Annotated in this window: 17 protein-coding genes; 8 read left to right on the forward strand and 9 right to left on the reverse strand. The window is 73.0% G+C overall.

Annotated elements, in window-relative coordinates:
• Both ATJ97_RS03610 and ATJ97_RS03615 read right to left on the reverse strand, forming a co-directional pair.
• Entirely contained in the window at positions 1–3,510 is a 3,510-nt protein-coding gene (locus ATJ97_RS03610; RefSeq protein ID WP_143426867.1) for an error-prone DNA polymerase, read from the reverse strand.
• Between the two features lie 34 nt (positions 3,511–3,544).
• Positions 3,545–4,882: a hypothetical protein gene (locus ATJ97_RS03615; RefSeq protein WP_211287035.1), complete on the reverse strand. Its 1,338-nt coding sequence runs from the start codon at positions 4,880–4,882 to the stop codon at positions 3,545–3,547.
• 442 nt (positions 4,883–5,324) lie between these two features.
• On the opposite strand from ATJ97_RS03615, the gene ATJ97_RS03620 reads away from it, so the two are divergent.
• Positions 5,325–7,334 carry an LTA synthase family protein gene (locus ATJ97_RS03620; RefSeq protein WP_143426869.1) on the forward strand — a complete coding sequence of 670 codons (2,010 nt, stop codon included), beginning with the start codon at positions 5,325–5,327 and terminating at the stop codon, positions 7,332–7,334.
• Between the two features lie 164 nt (positions 7,335–7,498).
• Here the strand turns inward: ATJ97_RS03620 and ATJ97_RS03625 are convergent, their stop codons facing one another.
• The 4 genes from ATJ97_RS03625 to ATJ97_RS03640 form a co-directional block, all read right to left on the reverse strand.
• Positions 7,499–8,320 carry an MBL fold metallo-hydrolase gene (locus ATJ97_RS03625; protein WP_098482575.1) on the reverse strand — a complete coding sequence of 274 codons (822 nt, stop codon included), beginning with the start codon at positions 8,318–8,320 and terminating at the stop codon, positions 7,499–7,501.
• 58 nt (positions 8,321–8,378) lie between these two features.
• Entirely contained in the window at positions 8,379–9,314 is a 936-nt protein-coding gene (locus ATJ97_RS03630) for a hypothetical protein (protein WP_098482576.1), read from the reverse strand.
• A 97-nt stretch (positions 9,315–9,411) separates the two neighbouring features.
• The gene (locus ATJ97_RS03635; protein ID WP_098482577.1) at positions 9,412–11,037 is read right to left on the reverse strand and encodes a Y-family DNA polymerase; all 1,626 of its coding nucleotides are present in this window, start codon (positions 11,035–11,037) and stop codon (positions 9,412–9,414) included.
• Position 11,038: 1 nt separating this feature from the next.
• Positions 11,039–11,989 carry a hypothetical protein gene (locus ATJ97_RS03640; protein WP_098482578.1) on the reverse strand — a complete coding sequence of 317 codons (951 nt, stop codon included), beginning with the start codon at positions 11,987–11,989 and terminating at the stop codon, positions 11,039–11,041.
• 172 nt (positions 11,990–12,161) lie between these two features.
• On the opposite strand from ATJ97_RS03640, the gene ATJ97_RS03645 reads away from it, so the two are divergent.
• Entirely contained in the window at positions 12,162–12,632 is a 471-nt protein-coding gene (locus tag ATJ97_RS03645) for an NUDIX domain-containing protein (RefSeq protein ID WP_245862081.1), read from the forward strand.
• Here the strand turns inward: ATJ97_RS03645 and ATJ97_RS03650 are convergent, their stop codons facing one another.
• Together ATJ97_RS03650 and ATJ97_RS03655 are read right to left on the reverse strand one after the other, a co-directional pair.
• Positions 12,633–12,866 carry a hypothetical protein gene (locus ATJ97_RS03650; protein ID WP_098482580.1) on the reverse strand — a complete coding sequence of 78 codons (234 nt, stop codon included), beginning with the start codon at positions 12,864–12,866 and terminating at the stop codon, positions 12,633–12,635.
• A 15-nt stretch (positions 12,867–12,881) separates the two neighbouring features.
• On the reverse strand, positions 12,882–14,516 hold the full coding sequence (locus ATJ97_RS03655) for an SNIPE associated domain-containing protein (RefSeq protein WP_098482581.1): 1,635 nt from the start codon (positions 14,514–14,516) through the stop codon (positions 12,882–12,884).
• A 189-nt stretch (positions 14,517–14,705) separates the two neighbouring features.
• Here ATJ97_RS03655 and ATJ97_RS03660 point away from each other — a divergent pair, with 189 nt between their 5' ends.
• From ATJ97_RS03660 to ATJ97_RS03685, 6 genes are all read left to right on the forward strand, one after another.
• Positions 14,706–15,296, forward strand: a complete 591-nt coding sequence (locus ATJ97_RS03660; protein WP_098482582.1) for a TasA family protein — start codon at positions 14,706–14,708, stop codon at positions 15,294–15,296.
• A gap of 125 nt (positions 15,297–15,421) precedes the next feature.
• Complete coding sequence (locus ATJ97_RS03665; protein ID WP_098482583.1) at positions 15,422–16,006, forward strand: signal peptidase I; 585 nt, start codon at positions 15,422–15,424, stop codon at positions 16,004–16,006.
• Complete coding sequence (locus ATJ97_RS03670; protein ID WP_098482584.1) at positions 16,003–17,814, forward strand: Ig-like domain-containing protein; 1,812 nt, start codon at positions 16,003–16,005, stop codon at positions 17,812–17,814. Before ATJ97_RS03665 ends, ATJ97_RS03670 begins: the two co-directional genes overlap by 4 nt.
• Positions 17,814–18,284: a hypothetical protein gene (locus tag ATJ97_RS03675; protein ID WP_098482585.1), complete on the forward strand. Its 471-nt coding sequence runs from the start codon at positions 17,814–17,816 to the stop codon at positions 18,282–18,284. The genes ATJ97_RS03670 and ATJ97_RS03675 overlap by 1 nt, the downstream gene beginning before the upstream one ends.
• Positions 18,199–18,927, forward strand: a complete 729-nt coding sequence (locus ATJ97_RS03680; RefSeq protein WP_098482586.1) for a response regulator transcription factor — start codon at positions 18,199–18,201, stop codon at positions 18,925–18,927. Before ATJ97_RS03675 ends, ATJ97_RS03680 begins: the two co-directional genes overlap by 86 nt.
• On the forward strand, positions 18,920–20,248 hold the full coding sequence (locus tag ATJ97_RS03685; protein ID WP_098482587.1) for a HAMP domain-containing sensor histidine kinase: 1,329 nt from the start codon (positions 18,920–18,922) through the stop codon (positions 20,246–20,248). Before ATJ97_RS03680 ends, ATJ97_RS03685 begins: the two co-directional genes overlap by 8 nt.
• On the opposite strand, the gene ATJ97_RS03690 is transcribed toward ATJ97_RS03685, so the two are convergent.
• Positions 20,173–21,789: an NAD(P)-binding protein gene (locus tag ATJ97_RS03690; protein ID WP_098482588.1), complete on the reverse strand. Its 1,617-nt coding sequence runs from the start codon at positions 21,787–21,789 to the stop codon at positions 20,173–20,175. The genes ATJ97_RS03685 and ATJ97_RS03690 overlap by 76 nt on opposite strands.

A 21,789-nucleotide genomic window follows, 5' to 3' on the forward strand; every position in this document is an offset into this window, starting at 1 on the left:
TCACCGGAAGTCCCGCGAGGTGGAGGGCACCATGAGGCTGAGCGGCTCGATCCTGTCGGCGACGAGGTTCGTCACCCCGTCGGCCCGTTCGAGGGTCCCGCGCACCACGAGCGCGGCGCTGGTGCGGGCCACCAGGCGGTACCGCGCCCACAGCCCGGCCGAGCAGACCACGTTGAGCAGTCCGGTCTCGTCCTCCAGGGACAGGAATGTGACCCCGGCGGCGGTGCCGGGGCGCTGGCGGTGGGTGACGACCCCGCCGACCCGTAGCCGCTCCCCCGGCTGCCGGTTCGCCAGCTCGGCCACGGTGAGCACGCCGTCCGCCGTGAGGTCGGCCCGACGGAACTGGGTGGGGAAGGAGTCCGGCGAGACCCCGGTGGCCCACACGTCGGCGACTGCGGTCTCCACCTGCCCCATCTCGGGCAGCGCCGGCGCCTCGACTCCGACGGCGGTGAACGGCAGCGGCGGCTGGAACCAGACGTCCTCGGCCGGCCACTCCTCGCGCACCGCCACCTTCCGGGTGCCGCCGGAGACCTGCCAGGCCCCCAGGGGAGGGCGCTGCGCCGTCGCGCCTCGCCCACCGCCCCCGGCCGGCCCCGCGCCGCGCCGCCGTCCACCGGTGTGCCGGCGCCCGTGCTCCCCGGCCAGCACGCCCGCGGACCACAGCGCCTCGCGCCGCTCGAGGCCGAAGCAGCCCAGCGCCCCGGCGGTGGCCAGCGCCTCGAGCTGGGCGGCGGTGAGGTCGACGCGGCGGGCGAGGTCGGGCAGGTCCGCGAACGGCCCGCCCCGCTCCCGCTCGGCGACTATCCGCCCGGCCACCTTCTCCCCCACCCCGCGCACCGGCGCCAGCCCCAGGCGCACGGCCAGGTCGGGGTCGGGGTGGACCAGGTGCGCGACGTCGTCCGCGGCCGGGCGACGCGCCGCGGCCGCCCGCAGCTCCGCCGTCGTCAGGGGTTGGACGCAGGCCTGCGAGGCGGAGGCGTTGACGTCGGCGCGCAGCACCGCGACGCCGTGGCGGCGGGCGTCGGCCACGAGGGACTGCGGCGAGTAGAAGCCCATGGGCTGGGACGCCAGCAGCGCGGCGTAGAACGCCTCCGGGTGGTGGACCTTGAGCCAGGAGCTGGCGTAGACGAGGTAGGCGAAGGAGAAGGAGTGCGACTCGGGGAAGCCGAAGTCGGCGAAGGCCTTGAGCTTGTCGTAGATCTTCTCCGCCACGTCCGGCGGTACCCCGTTGTCCTCCATGCCGCGCAGCAGCCGGGCGTGCAGGGCCTCCATCCGCTCGGTCGAGCGCTTGGAGCCCATGGCCTTGCGCAGCTGGTCGGCCTCGGCGGGACTGAAGCTCGCCACGTCGATGGCGATCTGCATCAGCTGCTCCTGGAACAGCGGCACCCCGAGTGTCTTGGACAGCGCTGGCTCGAGCAGCGGGTGGAGGTAGGTGACCTTCTCCCGGCCGCGGCGCCGGCTGATGTAGGGGTTGACGGAGTCGCCCTGGATGGGGCCGGGGCGGATGAGCGCGACCTCGACGACGATGTCGTAGAAGCACCGCGGCTGCAGCCGGGGCAGCGTGGCCATCTGGGCGCGCGACTCCACCTGGAACACCCCCACGGTGTCCGCCGCGCACAGCAGGTCGTACACCGCCGGGTCCTCCTGCGGCAGGTTGTGCAGGCCGAGCTCGCCGTCGATCCCCCACCGGGCGGCCTGGCCGTGGGCGTTGACGGTCTCGAACGCCAGCCGCAGGGCGGTGAGCATGCCGAGGCCGAGCAGGTCGAACTTCACCAGGCCGGCGTCGGCGCAGTCGTCCTTGTCCCACTGCAGCACGGTGCGCCCGGGCATGGTGGCCCACTCCACGGGGCAGACCTCGATGACCGGCCGGTCGCACAGCACCATGCCGCCGGAGTGGATGCCGAGGTGCCTCGGCAGGCGCAGCATCTGCTCGGCCACCTCGATCACGGGCGCGGGGATGCCGGCGACGTCGTCGGCCGGGCCGCCCGCCCAGCCGTCCCGGGTGCGGGACGCCTCGGCGGTGTCGTCGGGGCGGACGAGGGAGCGCCAGCGCTCGATGGTCCTGGACCAGGCGTCCTGCTGGCCGACGTCGTAGCCGAAGGCCCGGGCGGCGTCGCGCACCGCCGAGCGCGGCCGGTAGGAGATGACGTTGGCGACCTGGGCGGCGTGCTCGCGCCCGTAGCGGCCGTAGACGAACTGGATGACCTCCTCGCGGCGGCCGGACTCGATGTCGAGGTCGATGTCCGGCGGGCCGGAGCGCCCCGGGGAGAGGAACCGCTCGAACAGCAGCCGGTGCGTCACGGCGTCGACGGCGGTGATGCCAAGGGCGTAGCAGACCGCCGAGTTCGCCGCCGACCCGCGCCCCTGGCACAGGATCCCCCGCGCCCGGCAGAACTCGACGATCTCGTGGACGATGAGGAAGTAGCCGGGGAAGTCCAGGTCGGTGATGATCTCGAGCTCGTGCTCGATCATGTCGTAGGCGCCGGGCACCCGCTCCGCCCCGCGCGACCCGTACCGCTCGGCGGCGCCGCGGTAGGTCAGCTCGCGCAGCCAGGTGGCCTCGGTGTGCCCGTCCGGCACGGGGTGCGGGGGAAGGTTCGGGGCGACGAGCTGCAGGTCGAACGCGCACTCTGCCGCGAGCGCCACCGAGGTCGGCACCGCCTCGGGGTGGCGGTGGTGGCGGGCCGCCATCTCCGTGCCGGAGCGCAGGTGCGCCGGGGCCGCGGGCAGCCAGCCGTCGATCTCGTCCAGGGAGGCGCGGGCCCGGGTGGCGGCGAGGACGTCGGCGAGGCGCTGGTCCGCCGGGCGGGCGCAGTGCACCGCCCCGGTGGCGACCAGCGGCAGCCCGGCGGCGCGGGCCAGGTCTGCGAGGGCGTCGTTGCGGGCGGAGTCCAGGGGCGCCCCGGTGTCGGTGATCTCCACGGCCACGTTCTCGCGCCCGAACAGGGCGGTGAGCCGGTCCAGCTCCGCACGAGCGGCCCGCTCGCCGTCGGTATGGCCGACGACGGAGCCTGGGCCGTCCCCCTCCAGGGCCTTCCGCACCGCGCCCTTGCGGCACCCGGTGAGGACGAGCCACTCCCCGCCCGCCTGGGCGGCGAGGTCCTCGAGGTCGAACGCGGCCCGTCCCTTCGCCCCGGAGTCCAGGTGCCCGCGGGCGATCGCGCGCGAGAGGCGCCGGTAGCCCTCGGGGCCGCGGGCGAGGACGAGCAGGTGGGTGCCGTCGGGGTCGGGGCGCCCGCTCATGCCGGGGACGCCGCCCGGTCCCTCGTGCGCGCCGGCGCGGCCGGTGGTGCCGAGGTTGAGCTCGGACCCCAGCACGGTGGGCAGGCCGAGGGTGCGGGCCGCCTCGGCCAGGCGCACGACGCCGTAGAGGCCGTCGTGGTCGGTCAGCGCCAGGGCGGACAGGCGCAGCCGGGCCGCCTCGGCGGCGAGCTCCTCGGGGAGGTTCGCGCCGTCGAGGAAGCTGAATGCCGAGTGCGCGTGCAGCTCGGCGTAGGGGACGTCCGGCACACCCCTATCGTATCGAACGAACGTTCGAGGCGGGCTATCCCCGCACGTAGAGAACAGCGACGTCGTCAGCGGCCCCCTCTACCCATCCGCGGTCATCCTTCAGCGCCTCTGCCAACCCACTTTCGAGTGGCACCAGAACGCACTCTGCCCCGGACAGTGCTTCGTCGAGGTCACCCTGACCTCGCACTGCACTCTCGAAGGTCACCACTCTCTCCACCCCGTAGAGATCGTTGCGGGAGTCGAGAGAGACCGGAACGTCCGGACGTTCCAGAATCACCCAGCCACCCAGCACATAGGAGTTGAAGAGCCTGCACCCAGCAGGTATGGCATCCGTTATCGATGCGGATGGGTAGATCGACGGACTTGGGCGTCCGAGGTGCGTCAGTTGCGGAACGGCAACCGCGAGCCACCCGGCCATGAACAACGTGACACCGAACCTCAGCAGATCCTGGCGGCTGTCGGCGTAGCGAGAGAGCCAGCCGGGTGCCTTCACCGACGCGAGTAACGGCAGAGCGACTAGGAGCAGGACGGGCAGCAGGCGCATGGCAACCACGGATCCAGCAGCCGCGACGGTAAGTGCCGCGACGAACGGGACCTCCCGTCTCCGCACCGCAAGGAGCAGACCAAGCATGCCAAGCACAAACATCAGCAACTGCTGAAGATCTCCAGGATTGAACGGCTGCCACTCCATCACCACGCCCGTCGACGCGTCCCTCACACCCAATGTCTGGCTGAGAAGCCCGAATCCACGGGGGTTAGCGGCCGCACCTAAAAAGGACAAAGCGGTTGCGGCTGCACACCACCAGCCTAGTTCCCGGGTCCGGCGCCGAAGGATGAGCAAACCGGCACACGCACCCAAGATCCCCACACCGAGCAGAACTGCGGCGTGGAGATTTACCCACACAATAGACATGGCAGAAACGACGGCCACCGCGTGCAGCGGTCGGACACTGCCGTGAGTCAACCTCTGCAGGACGAGGACTAGCGCCAGCACCGCGATGTAATCGATGAGTTGGGGGCGCGCCTGCAAGAACCCGATCAGAAGCGGGGACGCGACGAACAGGGCCAGTCCCGCACCGATCGGGTGCCCGCCGAGTTGCCGAGCAAGGTGCACGACCAGAGCCCCGATACCCATAATGAGCGTGGCACAGAGAAGGGCAACGGCCGGAAGCCCCCAAACGTGGTAAGCACCGGCGAGCACCACATTGAAAGCCCAGGAGTTCTGTGTCCAGGACTCGCCTAGAGCGGTCCAGGAAAACGGGTCAGTTGCGGGTATGGCCTTCTCCGCCAAAGTTACGAGGCCCGTACGGATCTGCCAGAAGGTATCGGATTCAGTAAGTTCACCGGCCCGCAAAAGAGCAACCGGCAGCATCACCAGCCATGCGAGCCCCCAGGGCCATCCCGCACGCCGAGCCTTCGTCCGCTCCGGCGCCTCGAGCAACTTCAACGATTGCATGACCTATCAGCCCGACTAGTAAGGAGGTCGGCGGCCAGACCCGTTCCACGAAGAAGCGGTAGGCGGACGCGCCGGTTGCTTGGCTTGACTGCTTCAGGTCAGGCCCTCGAAACATCATGACGTAGAGACCCCCCAGACGTGGCTGTTTCGGGGCGACATGAAATGAAATCTGCAGCCGACGGCGATCAGACTGCTCAGACCACCGGAGATTCGCGGGGGCGCTCCGGGCAGCGGCGCCCCCAGACGATGGTTGCAGCGCGCTGGGCGTCTTCACCTGCCGTTCAGATAGCGTTTACGCACGCGACGGCGCAGGATGACGCCGGCCCACCGACACGCACGCCCCGACCGAACGGTTTCCATGCTCCAGACCTCCAGCGCCCCCCGGGTCGTCGACGCCGACGTCCCGCCGGCCGACACGCCCTCCGAGCGAGGTCCTCGGCCGCCGTCGAGGCTGCGGCGCGCCCTGGACGCCGCCGGACGGGCGGTCCCGGTCGCGGCGCTGAGCCTGGCGGTCGCCGTCGTCGTCACGATGATCGTCGAGCTCACGCACGTGCAGACCGAGCCGTGGCTGGAGCCGCTCGAGCGCGTGGACACCTGGGGGGCGGACCGCCTGGCGCTCGAGGTGCTGGTGGTCTGGGCGGTGGTGGTGCTGATCCACGCGGTCGTCGGCCGGCTGTGGCTGGCGGCTCTCATCAGCGTCGCGGTGGGCGGCGTGATCGCCTTCGCGGACTACCAGAAGATGCTGATGCGCGGGGAGCCGCTGTACCCCACCGACATCGAGTACCTCAAGGACGCCGGGCTGCTGCTGCACAGCATCGGCGTCGACCCCGCCTACGTGCTGGCGGGACTGCTCGTCCTCGCGGCCGTGGTGGTCACCCTCGTCGTGCGGACCCACCGACGACGGCGGTCGGTACGGCGGGCGGGCCCCGCCCGGCCGGGCCGGTCCGGAAGGCTGCCGCTGCGCCGTCGTTGGCGCGCGCACGCCCCGCGCGTCACGGCCGGCCTCCTCGCGTTCGGCGTGCTGGCCGCGGCGGTCACCTTCAACGAGGACGGCAACCCGCTGCGGGCGCTGTGGGAACGCTCCGGCCCCACCTGGGCGCGGTGGAACCAGGTGGAGAACTACGCGGAGAACGGGTTCGTCTCCGGCCTGCTCTACAACATGCCGGGCACGGCGATGGAGCGGCCGGCCGGCTACTCCCGCGCGGCGCTGCGCGAGATCGCGGACCGGTACTCCGCCGTCGCCGCGGAGATGAACGCCACGCGCGACGCGGGCGCGCTGGCGGACACCAACGTCGTCGTCGTGCTCAGCGAGTCCTTCACCGACCCCACCCGGCTGAACGGCGTCGAGGTCGCGGAGGACCCGATCCCCTTCACCCGCGGCCTCATGGGGCGGACCCCGTCCGGCACGATGCTCAGCTCCGACTACGGCGGCGGCACGGCCAACGTCGAGTTCGAGGTGCTCACCGGGATGTCGCTGAGCAACTTCCGCGAGCAGATGCACACGCCGTACCAGATGCTCGTGCCGTACGAGGACGACTTCCCGTCCCTGCTGCGCACGGTGGGCGCCGGGCACGAGGCCATCGCGATCCACCCGTACCAGCGCAGCTTCTACAAGCGCGACGAGGTGTACGCGACCTTCGGCTTCTCACGGGCCGCGTTCGAGGACGAGATGGCCGACGCCGAGCGGGTGGAGCGGAACCCGTTCGTCTCCGACGCGGGCACCTTCACGCGCGTGGTGGACGAGCTGAGGGCCTCCGAGGACCCGATGGTCGTCAACGTGGTGACGATGCAGAACCACCGCCCCTACGACGGCAAGTACGACGAGCCGATCGACGTCGAGGGTGCGATGACGCCGATGGAGAAGCGCATGGTCGGCCAGTACCTGCGGGGCCTGCGCTACAGCGACGCGGCGGTCGAGCAGCTGGTCACCGATCTCCAGGGGCTCGACGAGCGCACGATCGTGCTGTTCTACGGCGACCACTCCCCCGCCGTGTGGTCCAGCCAGGTGTGGGCGCGCAACCCGGGCCAGGCGATGTACGAGACGCCGTGGTTCGTCTGGGCCAACTTCGAGACGGCGCCGGTCGAGCCGGCCGCCGAGCTCCTCGGGCCCAACCACCTGCTGGGCCAGCTGCAGGCCGCGGCGAACGCGCCGGTGACCCCGTACGACGCGATGCTCGCCCAGATCGCCGAGGAGGTCCCCGCCGCCGAGCGTGGCATCATGCTGGACCCGGACGGCCGCGAGATTCGCGCGGAGGACCTCTCCCCGCGGGCGCAGCAGCTGCTCGAGGACTACCGGCTCGTGCAGTACGACCTCTCCGTCGGCAAGGGCTACGCGGAGGCGGAGCTGTACGAGGTGCCCACCCCCTGAGTCACGAGTGGTCAACTCCTCCGCGAGTGGTCAAGTCCTCCGCGAGAGGTCAAGTCCTCCGCGAGAGGTCAAGTCCTCCGCGAGAGGTCACGAACTCCCGCGGCGATCACGGAAGAAGTGACATCTCGAGGAGTTCGTGACCTCTCGCGGGTGCGGGGATGGGCTCAGGTGAGGTGGTCGTGGTCGCCGCGCACCCAGGCGGCGTGCCGGGCGGCGCTGCGGCGCACGGCCGACTTCCCGCCCTGGGGGATGGTGTTGCCGAAGTTGCCGTAGATCCGGTCGAAGTCCAGCTGGAGGACGTCGCGCGCGACCCGCTGCGCCACCGCGCCCGAGAGCGGGATCCGGTTGGGGTAGCTGCGCATGAACGCGACCGTCTCCCGGTCGGGGTTCGGCCCGATGGTGTCCCCGCACAGGAGCACGCCGACGCCGTCGGCCCCCCGCCAGGTGGCGACGGCGTTACCCGGGAAGTGGCCGCCGATCTGGTGGACCACCACACCGGAGACCGGTGAGACCCGGCCGGACCAGAACCGCACGACGTCGTCCTCGCGGGCGAGCCAGCGGGCGTCCGCCTGGTTGACGAGCACCGGGACGTCGCCGAGGGCCCGGCTCCACTCCACCTGGGCGCCGAACATGTGGGGATGGCTCGCCACGATCGCGACCACCTCGCCCTCGCGGCGGACCCGGCGCACGGAGTCGTCGTCGATGAAACCGATGGGGTCCCACAGCACGTTGCCCTCGGGGGTGCAGGCGAGCAGCGCCTGCTGGCCGATACCCACGTGCGGCTCGGCGACCAGCCCGAACAGCCCCGGCTCGACCTCGTGCATCGCGACGAGGTGCCCGAGCTCGGCCATCTCCTCCAACGTCGTCCACGACTGCCCGGTGGCCGGCACCCACTGCCGCTCGTCGTCGCAGATCTCGCAGATCTCCGGCGGGGAGTCCGTGTCGGCGTGCTCGACGGCGCAGGTGCGGCAGATCCAGACGGTCATGGGGTGATCCTTGCGCCTGGGCCCACCTGGCACCAGACCTTTCCGACCGCAGTCGGCATCAGCCTCGGCCGACGACCCGCTCCAGCGCCTCCGCCAGCCCTGGGCGGACCTCGATCCCGATGGCGCCGTCGTCGCTCACGCGGCTGATCCGTTCGAAGGCGCCCCCGTGCCACCAGTAGAGGTGCGGAGAGATGCCACCAGGGGCGTCGTCGAAGCCGTTCTTCGCAAAGCCTGCAAGCGCGTTGATCACCGGCAGAGCCTCGGGCCCGTCGAGCGGGTGCAGCCCGATCTGGTGGCGGTGCGCGACCGTGACCAGGACGCCGTTCGGGTACTCCCGCTCGCCGTAGACACGCATAAGCAGGTCGCGCATCGCGAGGATCCGACTGGCGGTGTAGACCGACTCGCCGTACACCACCTGGATGGATCCCCCAGCGGGCAGGTCGATCGATTCGATCTCGTCGACGGGTTCGCGGAGCAGGTTCTCGAGCCCTGCCCGGCGTAGCTCCTCTGGGTCGAACCGGGCGACGTCGCCGTCGGTGAGCGTGACCACGGAGTCAGGGAAGTCGAGTGCCAGCGCCTCGACGAGGTCGTCCGCGACCGGTCGGGTGTACGAGAGGGACGTGGGGTCTGCCGGCAGGGCTCCGGCACCGTAGAGGCGAAGGAAGGTGCGTGCGCGGACCTCCTCGTCGGGAAGGTCCGCGGTCCCGGCCGTGGGAGCGAGGAGCGCCCGCACGTGCCGCTCGACCACGGCCGGCCACTCCCGTCGGCCGCCGGGGGCGTTGTGGCAGCTGGCGGCGACGTTCCACAGCCCGTACTTGTGGCCGTCGGTCCCGGCGAGGTGGTCCTCGTGGATGACGGCGTCGATACCGGCAGCGGCGAAGGCCTGCTGCGTGAGGCGCCGGATCTCAGCGGCGTCGGTGGCGGTGAGGAACGGCAGCGCCGAGTCAGGCGCGTCGTCGGTCCGCTCTTCACGTCGCCGTCCGAACCATCCCATCGCCGCACCTCCGTGTCGTCGCCACCGTTGGCTCCCGGAAGGTCTACCAGTCGAGCGGTGGTCGCCGGGGCGGTTTGCCGCCGCTGCCTCTCCGGAATCAGTCGTAGACCCCCTCGACCTGCCAGCGCCCGCGCTCGACGGCGAGCAGCAGCGCCGGCGCCCCGTCGGGGACCACCTGGACGTAGGCCCGGCGCCGCCCCTGGTCCGACCACCACCGCTCGGTCCCGTGCCACGGACCGGCCCACGCGAGCAGCGGGTACTCCCCCGCGTCGACCGGCGTCGGGGCCACCGCACCCCGCTTCGACGCAGGCGGTGGCGGCGGGACCAGGACGCGGGCCGGCGGGGCGCTGGCCGTGCCGCGCGCGTCCACCCGGACATCCTCGCCGACGGCGTCCACCAGCCGCACGGGCACCGGCTCAGTGGGCACGGTGGCCGGCCACGGGGTGGGCACCTGCCCGGGCCAGGGCGCGTCGGTGCGGCGCAGCGGGGCGGCGTCGTCGCCCCAGGCCACCAGGCGGGCGGCGGCCCGCGGGTCACGACCGCCCTGGAGCACCGGGACGAGCACCCCTTCCGCACCGAGCAGGCCCTGCACGCGCAGGGCGGCGCGGCCGGCCTGCGCCTCGCCGCGGCGGGCCCGGCCCCAGAGGCCGTCCTGCACCGCCCCGGCGGGGCTGACCTCCTGGGCCACGAGCTCGAGGTGGGTCAGCGGGGCCGACGGCGGACGGCCGCTGCGCCCGGACAGCCACCCCTCGAGCTGCCAGCGCACCCGGTCGGTCAGCTCTGCGGCGGTGGGGGCGCCGTCGATGCTCCAGGTACGGACCAGCTCGGTGCCGTCCTCGGTGCGGGCCGCCACCTGGAGCCGGGCGCAGACCACCCCGCGGCGCAGCATCCGTTCGGAGAGCTGCTCGGCGAGGGTGCGGGCGGCGAAGGCGGCGACGTCGGCGCGCTCGGCGGGCGGGTCGAGCTCGGTGGCGGCGAGGACGTCGTCCTCGGGCCGGGCTGAGGTGGGCGGGAGGGTGTCCAGCCCGCGCGCGAGCCGGTGCGCGACCAGGCCCCGGCCGCCGAAACGGGCCGCGACGTCGCCCGGCTCCAGGGACGCGAAGGCACCGAGGGTGCGCAGCCCGAGGCGGCGCAGCAGGTCCACCAGCTCGGCGGTCTCGGCGGCCGCCTGCCGGGTGCTGGCGGCGAGGCTCAGCGCGGCGACGTCCTGCCCGGCGAGGAACGCCGCCGAGGCCTCGGCCGGGACGAGGACACCGGCGCGGGCGGCGAGCATGGCGGTGAGCAGCCCGTCGCCGACGCCCACCTGGCACTCGGCGCCGGTCTCGGTGGCCACCGTCCCGACGAGCAGCTCGGCCAGGGCGTCCTCGGACCCGACGTGCCGCACGGGGCCGCGGGCGAGGAAGACGACCATGCCCGGGCGGACGACCTCGACCTCGGCGACGACGGTCTCCACGGCCTGCACGAGCGGCTCGAAGGCGCGGGCGTCGCGGACCGGGTCGACGGGGACGAGCACCAGCTCGGGGCAGAGCTGCTGGGCGCTGCGCCGGCGCATGCCCCGGCGCACCCCGGCGGCCCGGGCTGGCGCGGAGGCGACGACGACGCCCCGGTTGTCGTGGACGGCGACGGGGAGCTGGGGGTCCACCAGTCCCTCGGCGACAGCGGCCGCCACCGGCCAGTCGGGGACCCACAGGACCACCCGGCGCGCGGTTCCTGCGGGTGGCACCTCACACCGCCCGCAGGAGAGGCGGTTCGTGCACGAGCTCCGCGACCTCGGCCCCGACGTCGGAGGTCAGGCCCGTGTCCCGGCGGTTCTCCTCGGCGCCGCCGAGCCCGTCCGGGCCGACACGGACGTGGACCTCGCGCGCCACGGCGGCACCGGCGCGGCCGGTCGCCCGGACGGTGAGCTCCTGGTCGACCAGGTGGCCCCAGCCCTGCCCGAGCCCCTCCCAGCCGGAGCGGGTGGCGCGCAGCACCAGGTGCGCGCCGGGCCAGTCGTGCGTGCTCAGCAGGACCGCGCCCCTGGTGCGCACGCGGGCGGCGATCGAGCGGCGGTCCCGCTCCCCCAGCGCCGGACAACGGCCGACGACGAGGACGTCGAACCCGTCGGTCAGCGCGCCGACGACCGCGGCGGCGTCGGGGCCCGGGGCGGGCACGACGGCCACCCGGTCCAGGGCCAGTCCGGCCCCGGCGGCGGCGCGCCACCCGACGTCCGGCATGGCCGCGAGCGCGCACCAGGCACCGTCCGAACCGGCGGCAGCGGCGAGGGCCAGCAGCACGGAGGTGGACCCGGACACCTGGACCACGCTGCCGCGGGCGAGCGCGCCGCCGGGAAAGAGCGGGGCCAGCACCTGCGGGACGGGCAGGCTCCGGTCCGCGCCGGGCCCGAACGGGTCATGGCCGGGGTGGGCGGTCCCGCCTTGGGCATGAGCCTGGGCGGCCGGCGCGACGCTGGTGAGGGCGGGACCGACCACCGGTGGTGCGTCCGCGACCGGCCGGTCGGGCTCGCCCGTGAGAGTAGGGCTGGTGCTGAGCCCGGGGCCGCCGAGGCGGGTGCGCAGCCCGGCGGCGGTCTCCGCACGGTTCAGGGCGGCGCGGGCGGCGGCCAGGCGGGCGTGGGGGTCACGGCCGCCGGCATGGCTCGCGGTGGCGGGGACGGCCGCGAGCGAGGTCTTCATGACTCCTCCTCACACCACAGCCAGCACATTCTCGAACGCACGTTCGATCCACCTCCCAGTGTTCGTCCGGGAACAACGCTTGTCAACTGCGCTCGAGCGCCCCGGGAAGAGGCAGTCTGGCAACCGCCACCCACATCGGCGGGTGCCCCCGGGCACCGTCTACCGTGGGCGGGTGAACCGCTTCCAGGTCGTCCCGGCCGCCTACGTCCTGCTTCTCGAGCACGGCCCCGAGGGCACCGCGGACCGGGTCCTGCTCTCCTACCGACGCGGCACCGGGTACATGGACGAGCACTGGGCCGTCGGTGCGGCCGGGCACGTCGAGGCCGGCGAGTCCGTCCTCGCCGCGGCGGTTCGCGAGGCCCGTGAGGAGCTCGGGGTCGAGCTGTGTGCCTCGGACCTGGAGCCGCTCACCGTCATGCACCGCACCGCCGGCAACGGAGACCCGATCGACGAGCGCGTCGACTTCTTCTTCGCCGCACGCACCTGGACCGGCGATCCCGCGCGCCGCGAGCCGCACAAGTCCGCCGCCGTCGAGTGGTTCCCGCTCGACGACCTCCCCAGCCCCGTCGTCCCGCACGAGCTGAAGGTGCTCACGCACCTCGGCGAGGGAGCCGTTCCGGCCGTCACCCTGGCGGGGTTCTGATCAGAGCAGGAAGTAGACCGCCACAGCCATGCCCATGAGCACGCCCATCACGACCCACGGCAGGTAGTCCCGCCGGGGCAGCTCTACCCGCTCGTCCGCCGCAGGAGGGGCGAGGCGGGATCTGCGGGACCTCATCCTCCCGGTCGCCGCAGCACCGTCGTCGCTGATGTCGACGTCGTCGACCCTGTCTGCGGCGGTCGGCGGAGGGAAGCTGTTGTGCACGTCGTTGTCCACGTTCGCTCCTTCCGGCTAATGGCTGTACCGGCCGTTGGTGGTCACTGGTGAGGGTGGTTCGGACGAACCGGGCGTGTAGCCAGGACCACCGCCGTACCCCGCGGCACCGGTCCCGTACCCCGGGGCCGCGCCGTACCCGGGGGCGCCTGAGTCGTACCCACCACCCGTGCCGTACCCGGGAGCACCCGCGCCGTATGCCGGGGTGCCGGTACCGGGGACGTACTCGGGAGGCAGAGGCGCGCGCGCCGCGGGTGCGGCAGCCGCGGCGGCCTCCTCCCGCTCCCTGCGAATCTTGTGCTCGCCCGCGAGCTCGATCTCCTGGGCCCGCAGGGCGTGGTACCTGTCGGTGATCGCCACGCCGATCCAGGCGCCGTGGCGGGCGACGGCGTCGCGCGCGCGGATCAGGCGGGTGAGAGCCCCGTCGATGCCACCGGGGCCCGCGGTGCGCACCGCGTTCTCCGCCTCGGCGTTGTAGGCGCGCAGGCTGAGGGCCGTCACCTCTGCCAGCACCTGCTGGCCCTTGGAGGACGAGTGGCCGAGCTTGAAGCTCTTGGGCGCGGTGATCGCCTCGCCCGAGCGGAGAGTCTCCACGATCGTCTCGCGCAGGGCGGCGAGCTGGGTGGCGAGCGCGACGGAGTCCTCGGCGGGATGGCGGTAGTCGTACAGCCCGAGGTCCTGGGCGGCGACCCGTTCGCCGAGGTCGACGAGCTCGGTACGTGCCGCGGCCACGCCGGCCTCGACCTCGGCCAGCTCGGCACGCCGGGCCTCGAGCAGGCCGGCGAGCTCCTCGTGGACGCGAGTCAGCTCCTCGTACTCGGCGACCGCCCCGGCGTGCCGGTGGGCGAGCTCCTCGTGCTCGCGCGTCAGCGCATCGTGCGCGTGCGTCAGCTGCTCGTGCTCGCGGGCGAGCGCCTCGTACGTACGGGTGAGCTCCTCGTGCTCTCGCGCCAGGTCCTCCCGCCGCCGGGTCAGCTCCTCGAGCTGGCGAGAGGTCTCCTCAGCCTGTGCCGTGGCTGCGGCGTGGTCCTGGTGGGTCTCCTCGACGGCGGCCCGCAGCTCCTCGAGCTCGGCCTCGGCGAGGCGCTGCGCCTCGACCATCTGCTGGTCGAACTGGGTCAGCTCGGCCCGGCGCTGCGCCAGCTGCTCCGTGGCGACGGCCTCGGCGGCCGTCAGCTCCGCGAGCCGGCCCTGTGCCGCCTCTGCCGCCGCGACCTGCTCCTCGATGCCGGCGAGCTCGGCGCGGGCGTCCCCGATGCGCTGGACGAGCTGCTCCTCGCGCTCGGCGATGTGGTCGATCTCGGCCCGGCGGTCCTCGACGGCGCGCGCCAGCCCCTCCTCGCGCTCCACGAGGCGGTCGATCTCGGCCTGACGGCGCACGAGCTCGGCGTCGAGGTCGTGGGTCGTCGGCGCGGGGGCGTCGGGTTGCTCGTCGTCGGCGTGGAGGACGGGGGCCGACGTGACGTCGGCGGGCGAGGCACCAGACGACGGAACGGGCTCGGCGTCGTGTGCGCGCAGCCGGCGACGTCCGCGCGAGGCGGGAACCCGCTCGTCGGTCCACGCCGCACCGTTCCACCGGCGCAGGTAGGAGGAGTCCTCCGGGTCCGGGTACCAGCCCTGCGGCGGGTATCCGTCGTCAACCTTTTCAGCCACGATCTGCCCTTTCCGGCCCCCCTCGCCTCATTTCGCCCAAGGTAACTCACGGAAACGGGAGCCGTCCGCAAAACCGTTACCGAGCTGTGGATCAGGCGGGCACCAGCTGTCACCGAACGGTGGAACGGCCGTCCGTAACGTTCTTACCAAGCCTTCCGGACCACCACAGCACCGAATCGGAGAAGACCCATGAACGCTACCGCCACCACCGCCAGGCCCGCCCGCCGGGGTCGCCGCGTCCTCGTCCCGCTCGCCACCCTCCTCGCCGCCGGCGCCGTCGCCGTCGGGTCGGGTGCTACTTTCACGTCGACGTCCCAGAACACGGTCAGCGCCGTCACGTCGGGCACGCTGGAGCAGTCGAACTCCGCCGAGGGCAAGGCAATCTTCGAGCTCACCAACATGAAGCCGGGCGACACGGTCACCGGTCAGCTGACCCTCACGAACACCGGTTCCCTCGACGCCGCCTTCTCCCTCGTGGAGGAGAGCTCGACCAACGGGTTCTCGAACGACAACCTCACGCTGACGATCACCGACAAGGCCAACGGCGCCCAGATCTACAGCGGTAACTTCGGCGGACTCAATGACGGCGCGAAGACCCCGCTCGGCACCTTCAAGAAGGACGATGCCCGCACGTACGTCTTCACGGTGACGCTCAAGGACTCCGCCCTTAACACGGACCAGGGGAAGGCTGCGAGCGCCACGTACCGCTGGGACTCCGTGCAGCTCGGCGCCGAGAAGACCAACTTCGTCGACGGCCTCCTCGCCGCTGCCGGCAACTGACTCGCGGGCCGCTGACCGGTCGGTAGCGCCCCCCTGACGCTACCGGCCGCGCAGCCCGCACTCCCGGCCGGCCCGCTCCCTCCGGCGGGCCGGCCAAACCTCCAGAAGACTCCCAGGAGCCCGAGATGACCATCACCGCCATCCGCACCTCCCGCACCGCGCCGCGTCGAGCCCCCGGGCTCTCGGGCGCACTCCCCCAGGTCGGGAACGTGCTGCTGGTCGCGATCATGGTCGTCGCAGCGATCTACCTGCTGCCCGGGCTCCTGGGGTACCAGCGTTACGTCATCACCGGCGGTTCGATGTCCGGCACGTTCGAGAAGGGCTCCATCGCCTTCGAGCGCACGGTTCCCGTCGCGGCGCTCGAGGTCGGCGACGTCATCACCTACATGCCGCCCGCGGACTCCGGCGTCGACAACCTCGTCACCCACCGCATCAGCGAGATCACCACGGGCGAGAACGGCACCCCGCTCTTGCGCACCAAGGGCGACGCCAACGCCGACGTCGACCCGTGGGCCTTCCAGCTGGTCGACGATCTGCAGCCGGTCGTCTCGTTCACGGTGCCCTACCTCGGCTACGTCTTCATGGCGCTCGCGGACCCCACGGTCCGCGTCCTCGTGATCGGCGTCCCGGCCGGCCTCGTGGCCCTGCGCAGCCTCGTCGACGTCGTCCGTGCCCTCCGCGGCGGGCACGGCACGGAGGTGGCGGCGTGACCAGGTTCCGGCTCCTCGTCCTGCTCGTCACGACCGTCCTGGTCGTGGCGGCAGGACGTCCCGCGTTCTCCACCGCGGCCTTCACGTCGACGACGACGCACGCGCCCTCCACCGTCGTCGCCGCCCCGGACTGGACTCCCCCGACCGTCTCGCTGCGTGCGCCGGCCGTCCCCTCCCAGAACTCCGTCACGCTCACCGCGGACGCCGCCGACGGCGAGACCGGGGTCGCGTCCGTGACGATCGAGTTCCTGCCCGTCAACGGCTCCGCCTGGACGACCGTGTGCACCGTGACGACCGCGCCGTACAGCTGCGCGTGGGACACGACGAAGGTCGGCGACGACGGTTACAGCCTTCGCGCCCGCGCGACCGACCGCGCCGGCTACTCCGCCGTCTCCGACACCGTGCGCACCACCGTGGCGAACAAGCTGCTCGTGGTCCTGGCCGAGCCGGGCGACATCGTCCGCGGCACCGTGGCGCTGAGCGCGACGCTGTACAACGCGACCGGCGGCGTCACCTACGCCGTGCGTATCGAGTACGCACCCGCCGGCACGACGGGCTGGAAGGCCGTCTGCCCCAGCAGGACCTCCGCCCCGTACACGTGCGCCTGGAACACCACCAGCGGCGTCAGCAACGACGAGTACGACCTGCGGGCCGTCGCGCTCGCCGGCAACACCGTCGTGGCCACCTCCGACGTCGTCCCCAACGTCCTCGTGGACAACGAGCTGCCGAAGGTGACGATGAGCGACCCGGGCACCCCCCTCAGCGGCACCCGCACGTTCCAGGCCACCGCCACGGACGACGTCTCCGGCATCGCCACGGTGACCCTGCAGGCACAGCCGGCCGGCGGCGCCTGGACGGACCTCTGCACGCGCACCGCCGTGCCGTACTCGTGCCGTTTCGACACCACCACCCTGACGGACGGGACCTACTCCTTCCGGGCCGTCGCGACCGACGCCGCGGGGAACGTGACCAGCTCGGCCGCGGTGACGAACCGCGTGGTCGACAACAAGGTCTCCTCCGTGTCCCTCGAGGACCCGGGCGCCTTCCTCACCGGGACGGTCACCCTGCGGGCGGCCGCGAGCTCCACCGCCGGCGTCCGCTCCGTCACGATCCAGCGCGCCCCCGCCGGCACGACCACCTGGACGGACGTGTGCACCGCGGCCACGGCCCCGTACACGTGCGCCTGGAGCACCGTCGGCGTGACCAACGGGCTCTACGACCTGCGCGCCGTCCTCGTGGACGGGACCGGAGCGACCACCACGTCGGCCACCGTCGCCGGCCGCCAGGTCGACAACCTCCCCCTCCGCGGGCTCGACATCCAGGCGACCAACGGCGGCCCGGCCGCCGGACGGCTGGACGCGGGCGACACCATCACCTACACGTTCAGCCAGCAGGTCAACCCCGCCACGATCCTCGCCGGATGGACGGGCGGCGGCGTCGACGTCACTCTCCGCCTCCGCGACGGCAACCTCCTCGGGCTGGGCAACTCGGGCGACACCATCGACATCCAGCTCGCGGGCTCCACCGTCAACCTCGGCTCGGTCGTCCTCAACGGCGACTACCTGAAGAAGAACACCGCCACCGCGACGGCGAGGATGACCGCCACCACGGTCACCGTGAACGGCACGGCCCGCACGGTGGTCACCGTCGTCCTGCTCGCCACCCCCAGCCCGAGCGGTCAGCTCCGCACGCCTACCACGGGCGCCCACATGGTCTGGACCCCCTCCGCCGCGGTGCAGAGCCTCGCCGGTGTCTCCTCGTCCACCGCCCCCGTGACCGAGACCGGAACGCTGGACAAGGACTTCTGATGCACCGCTCCCCCACCCCCCTCGCGCGGTCCGCGGCCGCCGCCGGCGCCGCCCTCGCCGTCGCCAGCCTCGTCCGCGTCTCCTCGGCGGGCTACCTCTCGCTGCTGCTGGGCGTCATGGGGCTGGTCGGTGCCCTCGCGGCGGTCAAGCTGTGGCGGGACGGCAGCTTCGAGGCGCGGCTCCTGACGACGCTCGTCGCGGCGGGCTCGCTGCTGGGCACCGTGCTGCGTGCCACGCTGGGCCTGCCGGGCATCGGCCACCTGACGGTCGGCTGGTGGGAGCTGCTGGCCGCGGTTCTCGCCGTCGCCACGCTGGCGCTCCTGCTCGCCGACCGCCTCCGGCGCGGACGCGCGCCCGGAGTACCTTCGGACGGTCGTCGCCCCTATGCTCGGTCCCGTGCAGCCGACCGTGCTCATCGTGGAGGACGACGACGGGATCGCGCTCCCGCTCGTCCGGACCCTCGGCCGTGAGGGTTACGCCGTCGAACGCGTCGCCGAGGGTCTGCCCGCGATCGAGCGGGTGGCCGCCGGCGGCGTGCAGCTGATCATCCTCGACCTGGGCCTGCCGGACGTCGACGGCCTCGAGGTGTGCCACCGCGTCCGGGCGGACGGCTACGACGACGGCATCATCATCCTCACCGCCCGCGGCGAGGAGCTCGACCGCGTCGTGGGCCTGGACGTCGGCGCCGACGACTACCTGGCCAAGCCGTTCGCGCTCTCCGAGCTGCTCGCCCGGGCCCGCGCCCTGCTGCGCCGCAGTGCCCGCATGGCCGCCGCCCGGCCAACGGCCGCCCCCACGCAGGAGCCCGCCCCCGAGCGGCCGCCGAGCCTGCGGGTCGACCCGCGCTCGCGGCGGGCGTGGGTCGACGGCGAGGAGCTGGCGCTGAGCTCGAAGGAGTTCGACCTCCTCGCGCTGCTGGACTCCGAGCGCGGCGCCGTGCTGACCCGGGAGACCCTCATGGACAGGGTCTGGGACGAGAACTGGTACGGCTCCACCAAGACCCTCGACGTCACCGTCGGCCGGCTGCGCCAGAAGCTCGAGTCGAGCGGCGCCCAGGCGCGGGTCGTGGCGGTACGCGGGGTCGGGTTCCGCCTCGAGGACGTCGATGCGTGACCGGCTGCTCGCCGCGTTCGTCACCCTGACGGTCCTGATCGTCGCCCTGTACGGCATCCCCCGCGCCTACCAGGTCGCGGGCATGGTCCGGGCCCAGGAGGAGCGCAAGATCGAGCGCTCGGTGGACCTCGTCGCCGTCGTCCTCGCCGAGCACCTGGCGGACGGTGACGTGGTGACCGAGGAGTATCTCGAGCCGATGCTCAACCAGGCCGAGACCTTGCGCTACGTCGCCCCCGACGGCACCGAGACCGTCGCCGGCCCCCGCTTCAACCCCGCCCCGTCGGACATCGTCATGAGCCGCGACGTCGACGGCGGCGGCACCGTGACGCTCACCCGGGCGGGCGGGCTGATCGACGAGCGGGTCTCCGAGGCCGTGTACCCGCTGGTGGCGATCGGTGTGGGGCTCGTGCTCGTCTCGGCCGGTGTCGCCGTCGTCGTCGCCCGCCGCCTGGCCCGGCCGTTCGGCGAGCTCGCCGCGAGCGCCGAGAGGCTCGGCCGCGGGCAGTTCGACCTGGACGTCCCGCGCTACGCCGTCCCGGAGGCGGACCAGATCGGGGCGTCCATGCGTACCGCGGCCGAGCGGCTGGCGGACGTGGTGCGCCGGGAGCGGGAGTTCTCCGCCAACGCCTCCCACCAGCTGCGCACCCCCGTGACGGCGCTGCGCCTGCAGCTGGAGGACATCTCGCTGTGGCCGGAGACCCCGGAGTCGGTGCGCGAGGAGCTCCAGCACTCGCTCGGCGAGCTGGACCGGCTCTCCGGCGCCGTCACCGAGCTCCTCGCGATGTCGCGCGGGCGCCTGACGGCCTCGGCGGTCGAGCTGGACCTGGCCGACCTCGTCGACGCCGCCGTCGCTCGCTGGTCCGTCCTGGCGCCCGAGGGTCGGCGGGTGGTCCCGGACGCGGGCGGCCCGGTGCCGTGCCAGGTGGCCGCCGGCCCCGTGGGCCAGATCCTCGACGTCCTCGTGGACAACGCCCTCAAGCACGGCGCCGGCACGGTCACGGTGTCAGCCCGGGACGAGGGCACGCACCTCGCCGTGGCGGTGGAGAACGAGGGGGCGCGGCCGACGTCGAGCGACCTCTTCCGCCGTCGGGTCTCGGGGAGCTCCTCGGGCGGGGAGGGCATCGGGCTCGCGGTCGCACGCGACCTGGCCGGCGCGCTCGGGGGCCGGCTCGCGCTGGCGCCGGGCACGACGACGGCGTTCGTGCTGGAGCTCCCCCGCTCCCCCGCCCGGGATGCCTCAGGCGGTCACGGTGTCTCGGGCACCATCTCGATGGCACCGCAGGGGCACTCCTCCACGCACAGGCCGCAGCCCTTGCAGTAGTCGTAGTCGATCTCGTACGTGCCGTCCGGGTGCTTGATGATGGCGTTGTCCGGGCAGACCCCGAAGCAGTTGTCGCAGCCGAAGCAGTTGCCGCAGGACATGCACCGGCGCGCCTCGAACAGGGCCGTCTCGGCCGTCAGGCCCTGGACCACCTCGTCGAACGTGCCGGCACGGCGCGGGCCCTCCAGGCGTGGGCGCACCTGGTGCGGGGCGTCGGCGTAGTACCAGGTGTTCAGCGCCCCGAACTCGGCGTCCGGCGCGGGCGGCGCCGCCTCGGAGGCCACGCCGTGCAGGTAGGCGTCGATGTTGCGCGCGGCCCGTTTACCGTGCCCGACACCCACGGTCACCGTCCGCTCGGACGGCACCATGTCCCCGCCGGCGAACAGGCCCGGGTGGCCGGTCATCAGGCGCTCGTCGACGGCGACCACACCGTCCTCGACCACGAGCCCGGACACGCCCTCGACGAGCGAGAGGTCGGCCTCCTGGCCCAGCGCGAGGACGACGGAGTCGGCCTCCAGGTCCTCCAGGACGCCCGTGGGCCGGGGGAAGCCGGTCTCGTCGAGCTCCATCTTCTCGATGGTCAGCCTGCCCTCGTCGGCGTGGGCGATGGTGGAGAGCCACTTCATCTGCACGCCCTCCTCGAGGGCCTCGACGACCTCGGAGTCGTGGGCGGGCATCCGCTCGCGGGTGCGCCGGTAGACGATGATCGCCTCCTCGGCGCCGAGCCGCCTGGCGGTGCGCGCGGCGTCGACCGCGGTGTTCCCGCCGCCGTAGACCACCACGCGACGGCCCAGCTGCGGGGCGTCGGCGTCCTCGACGTCGCGCAGCACCTGGACGGCGTCGAGGATGCGCGCCGCCTCCCCGGCGGGGACGTACGCGCGCCGGCCGATCTGGGCGCCGACGGCCAGCAGGACGGCGTCGAACCTCTCCAGGTCCGGCTGCACGGTGGTGACGCGGGTGTCGAGCTCGAGGGTGACGCCCATGTCGACGATGCGCTGGATCTCGGCGTCGAGGACGTCACGCGGGAGCCGGTAGGCGGGGATGCCGTAGCGCATCATGCCGCCGGGCCGGGGCGCGGCGTCGCGCAGGGTGACGTCGTGGCCGAGCAGGCGCAGGTGGTAGGCGGCGGCGAGCCCGGTGGGCCCGGACCCGACCACCAGGACGTGCTTCCCCGACGGCGGAGCGGTCACCGGCACCGTCCAGCCCTGCCGGATCGCCTCGTCGCCGAGGAACCGCTCGACGGCGTTGATGCCGACGGCCTCGTCGAGCTGGCCGCGGTTGCAGGCGGTCTGGCACGGGTGGTAGCAGACGCGGCCCATGACGGCGGGCAGCGGGTTGTCGGCCATGAGGGTGCGCCACGCCCGCTCGTAGTGGCCGTCCTCGGCGTCGTAGAGCCACTGCTGGATGTTCTCCCCGGCCGGGCACGCCTTGTTGCACGGCGGGAGGAAGTCCCGGTACACGGGCCGCTCCACCCGCCAGGCGCCGGTGCGGTTGGCGAGCGAGGACCCGAGGTCCAGGGTGATGGCGAACGGCTTGTCCAT

Origin of the sequence: Georgenia soli (assembly GCF_002563695.1) — a bacterium.
GTDB classification, from domain to species: domain Bacteria; phylum Actinomycetota; class Actinomycetes; order Actinomycetales; family Actinomycetaceae; genus Georgenia; species Georgenia soli.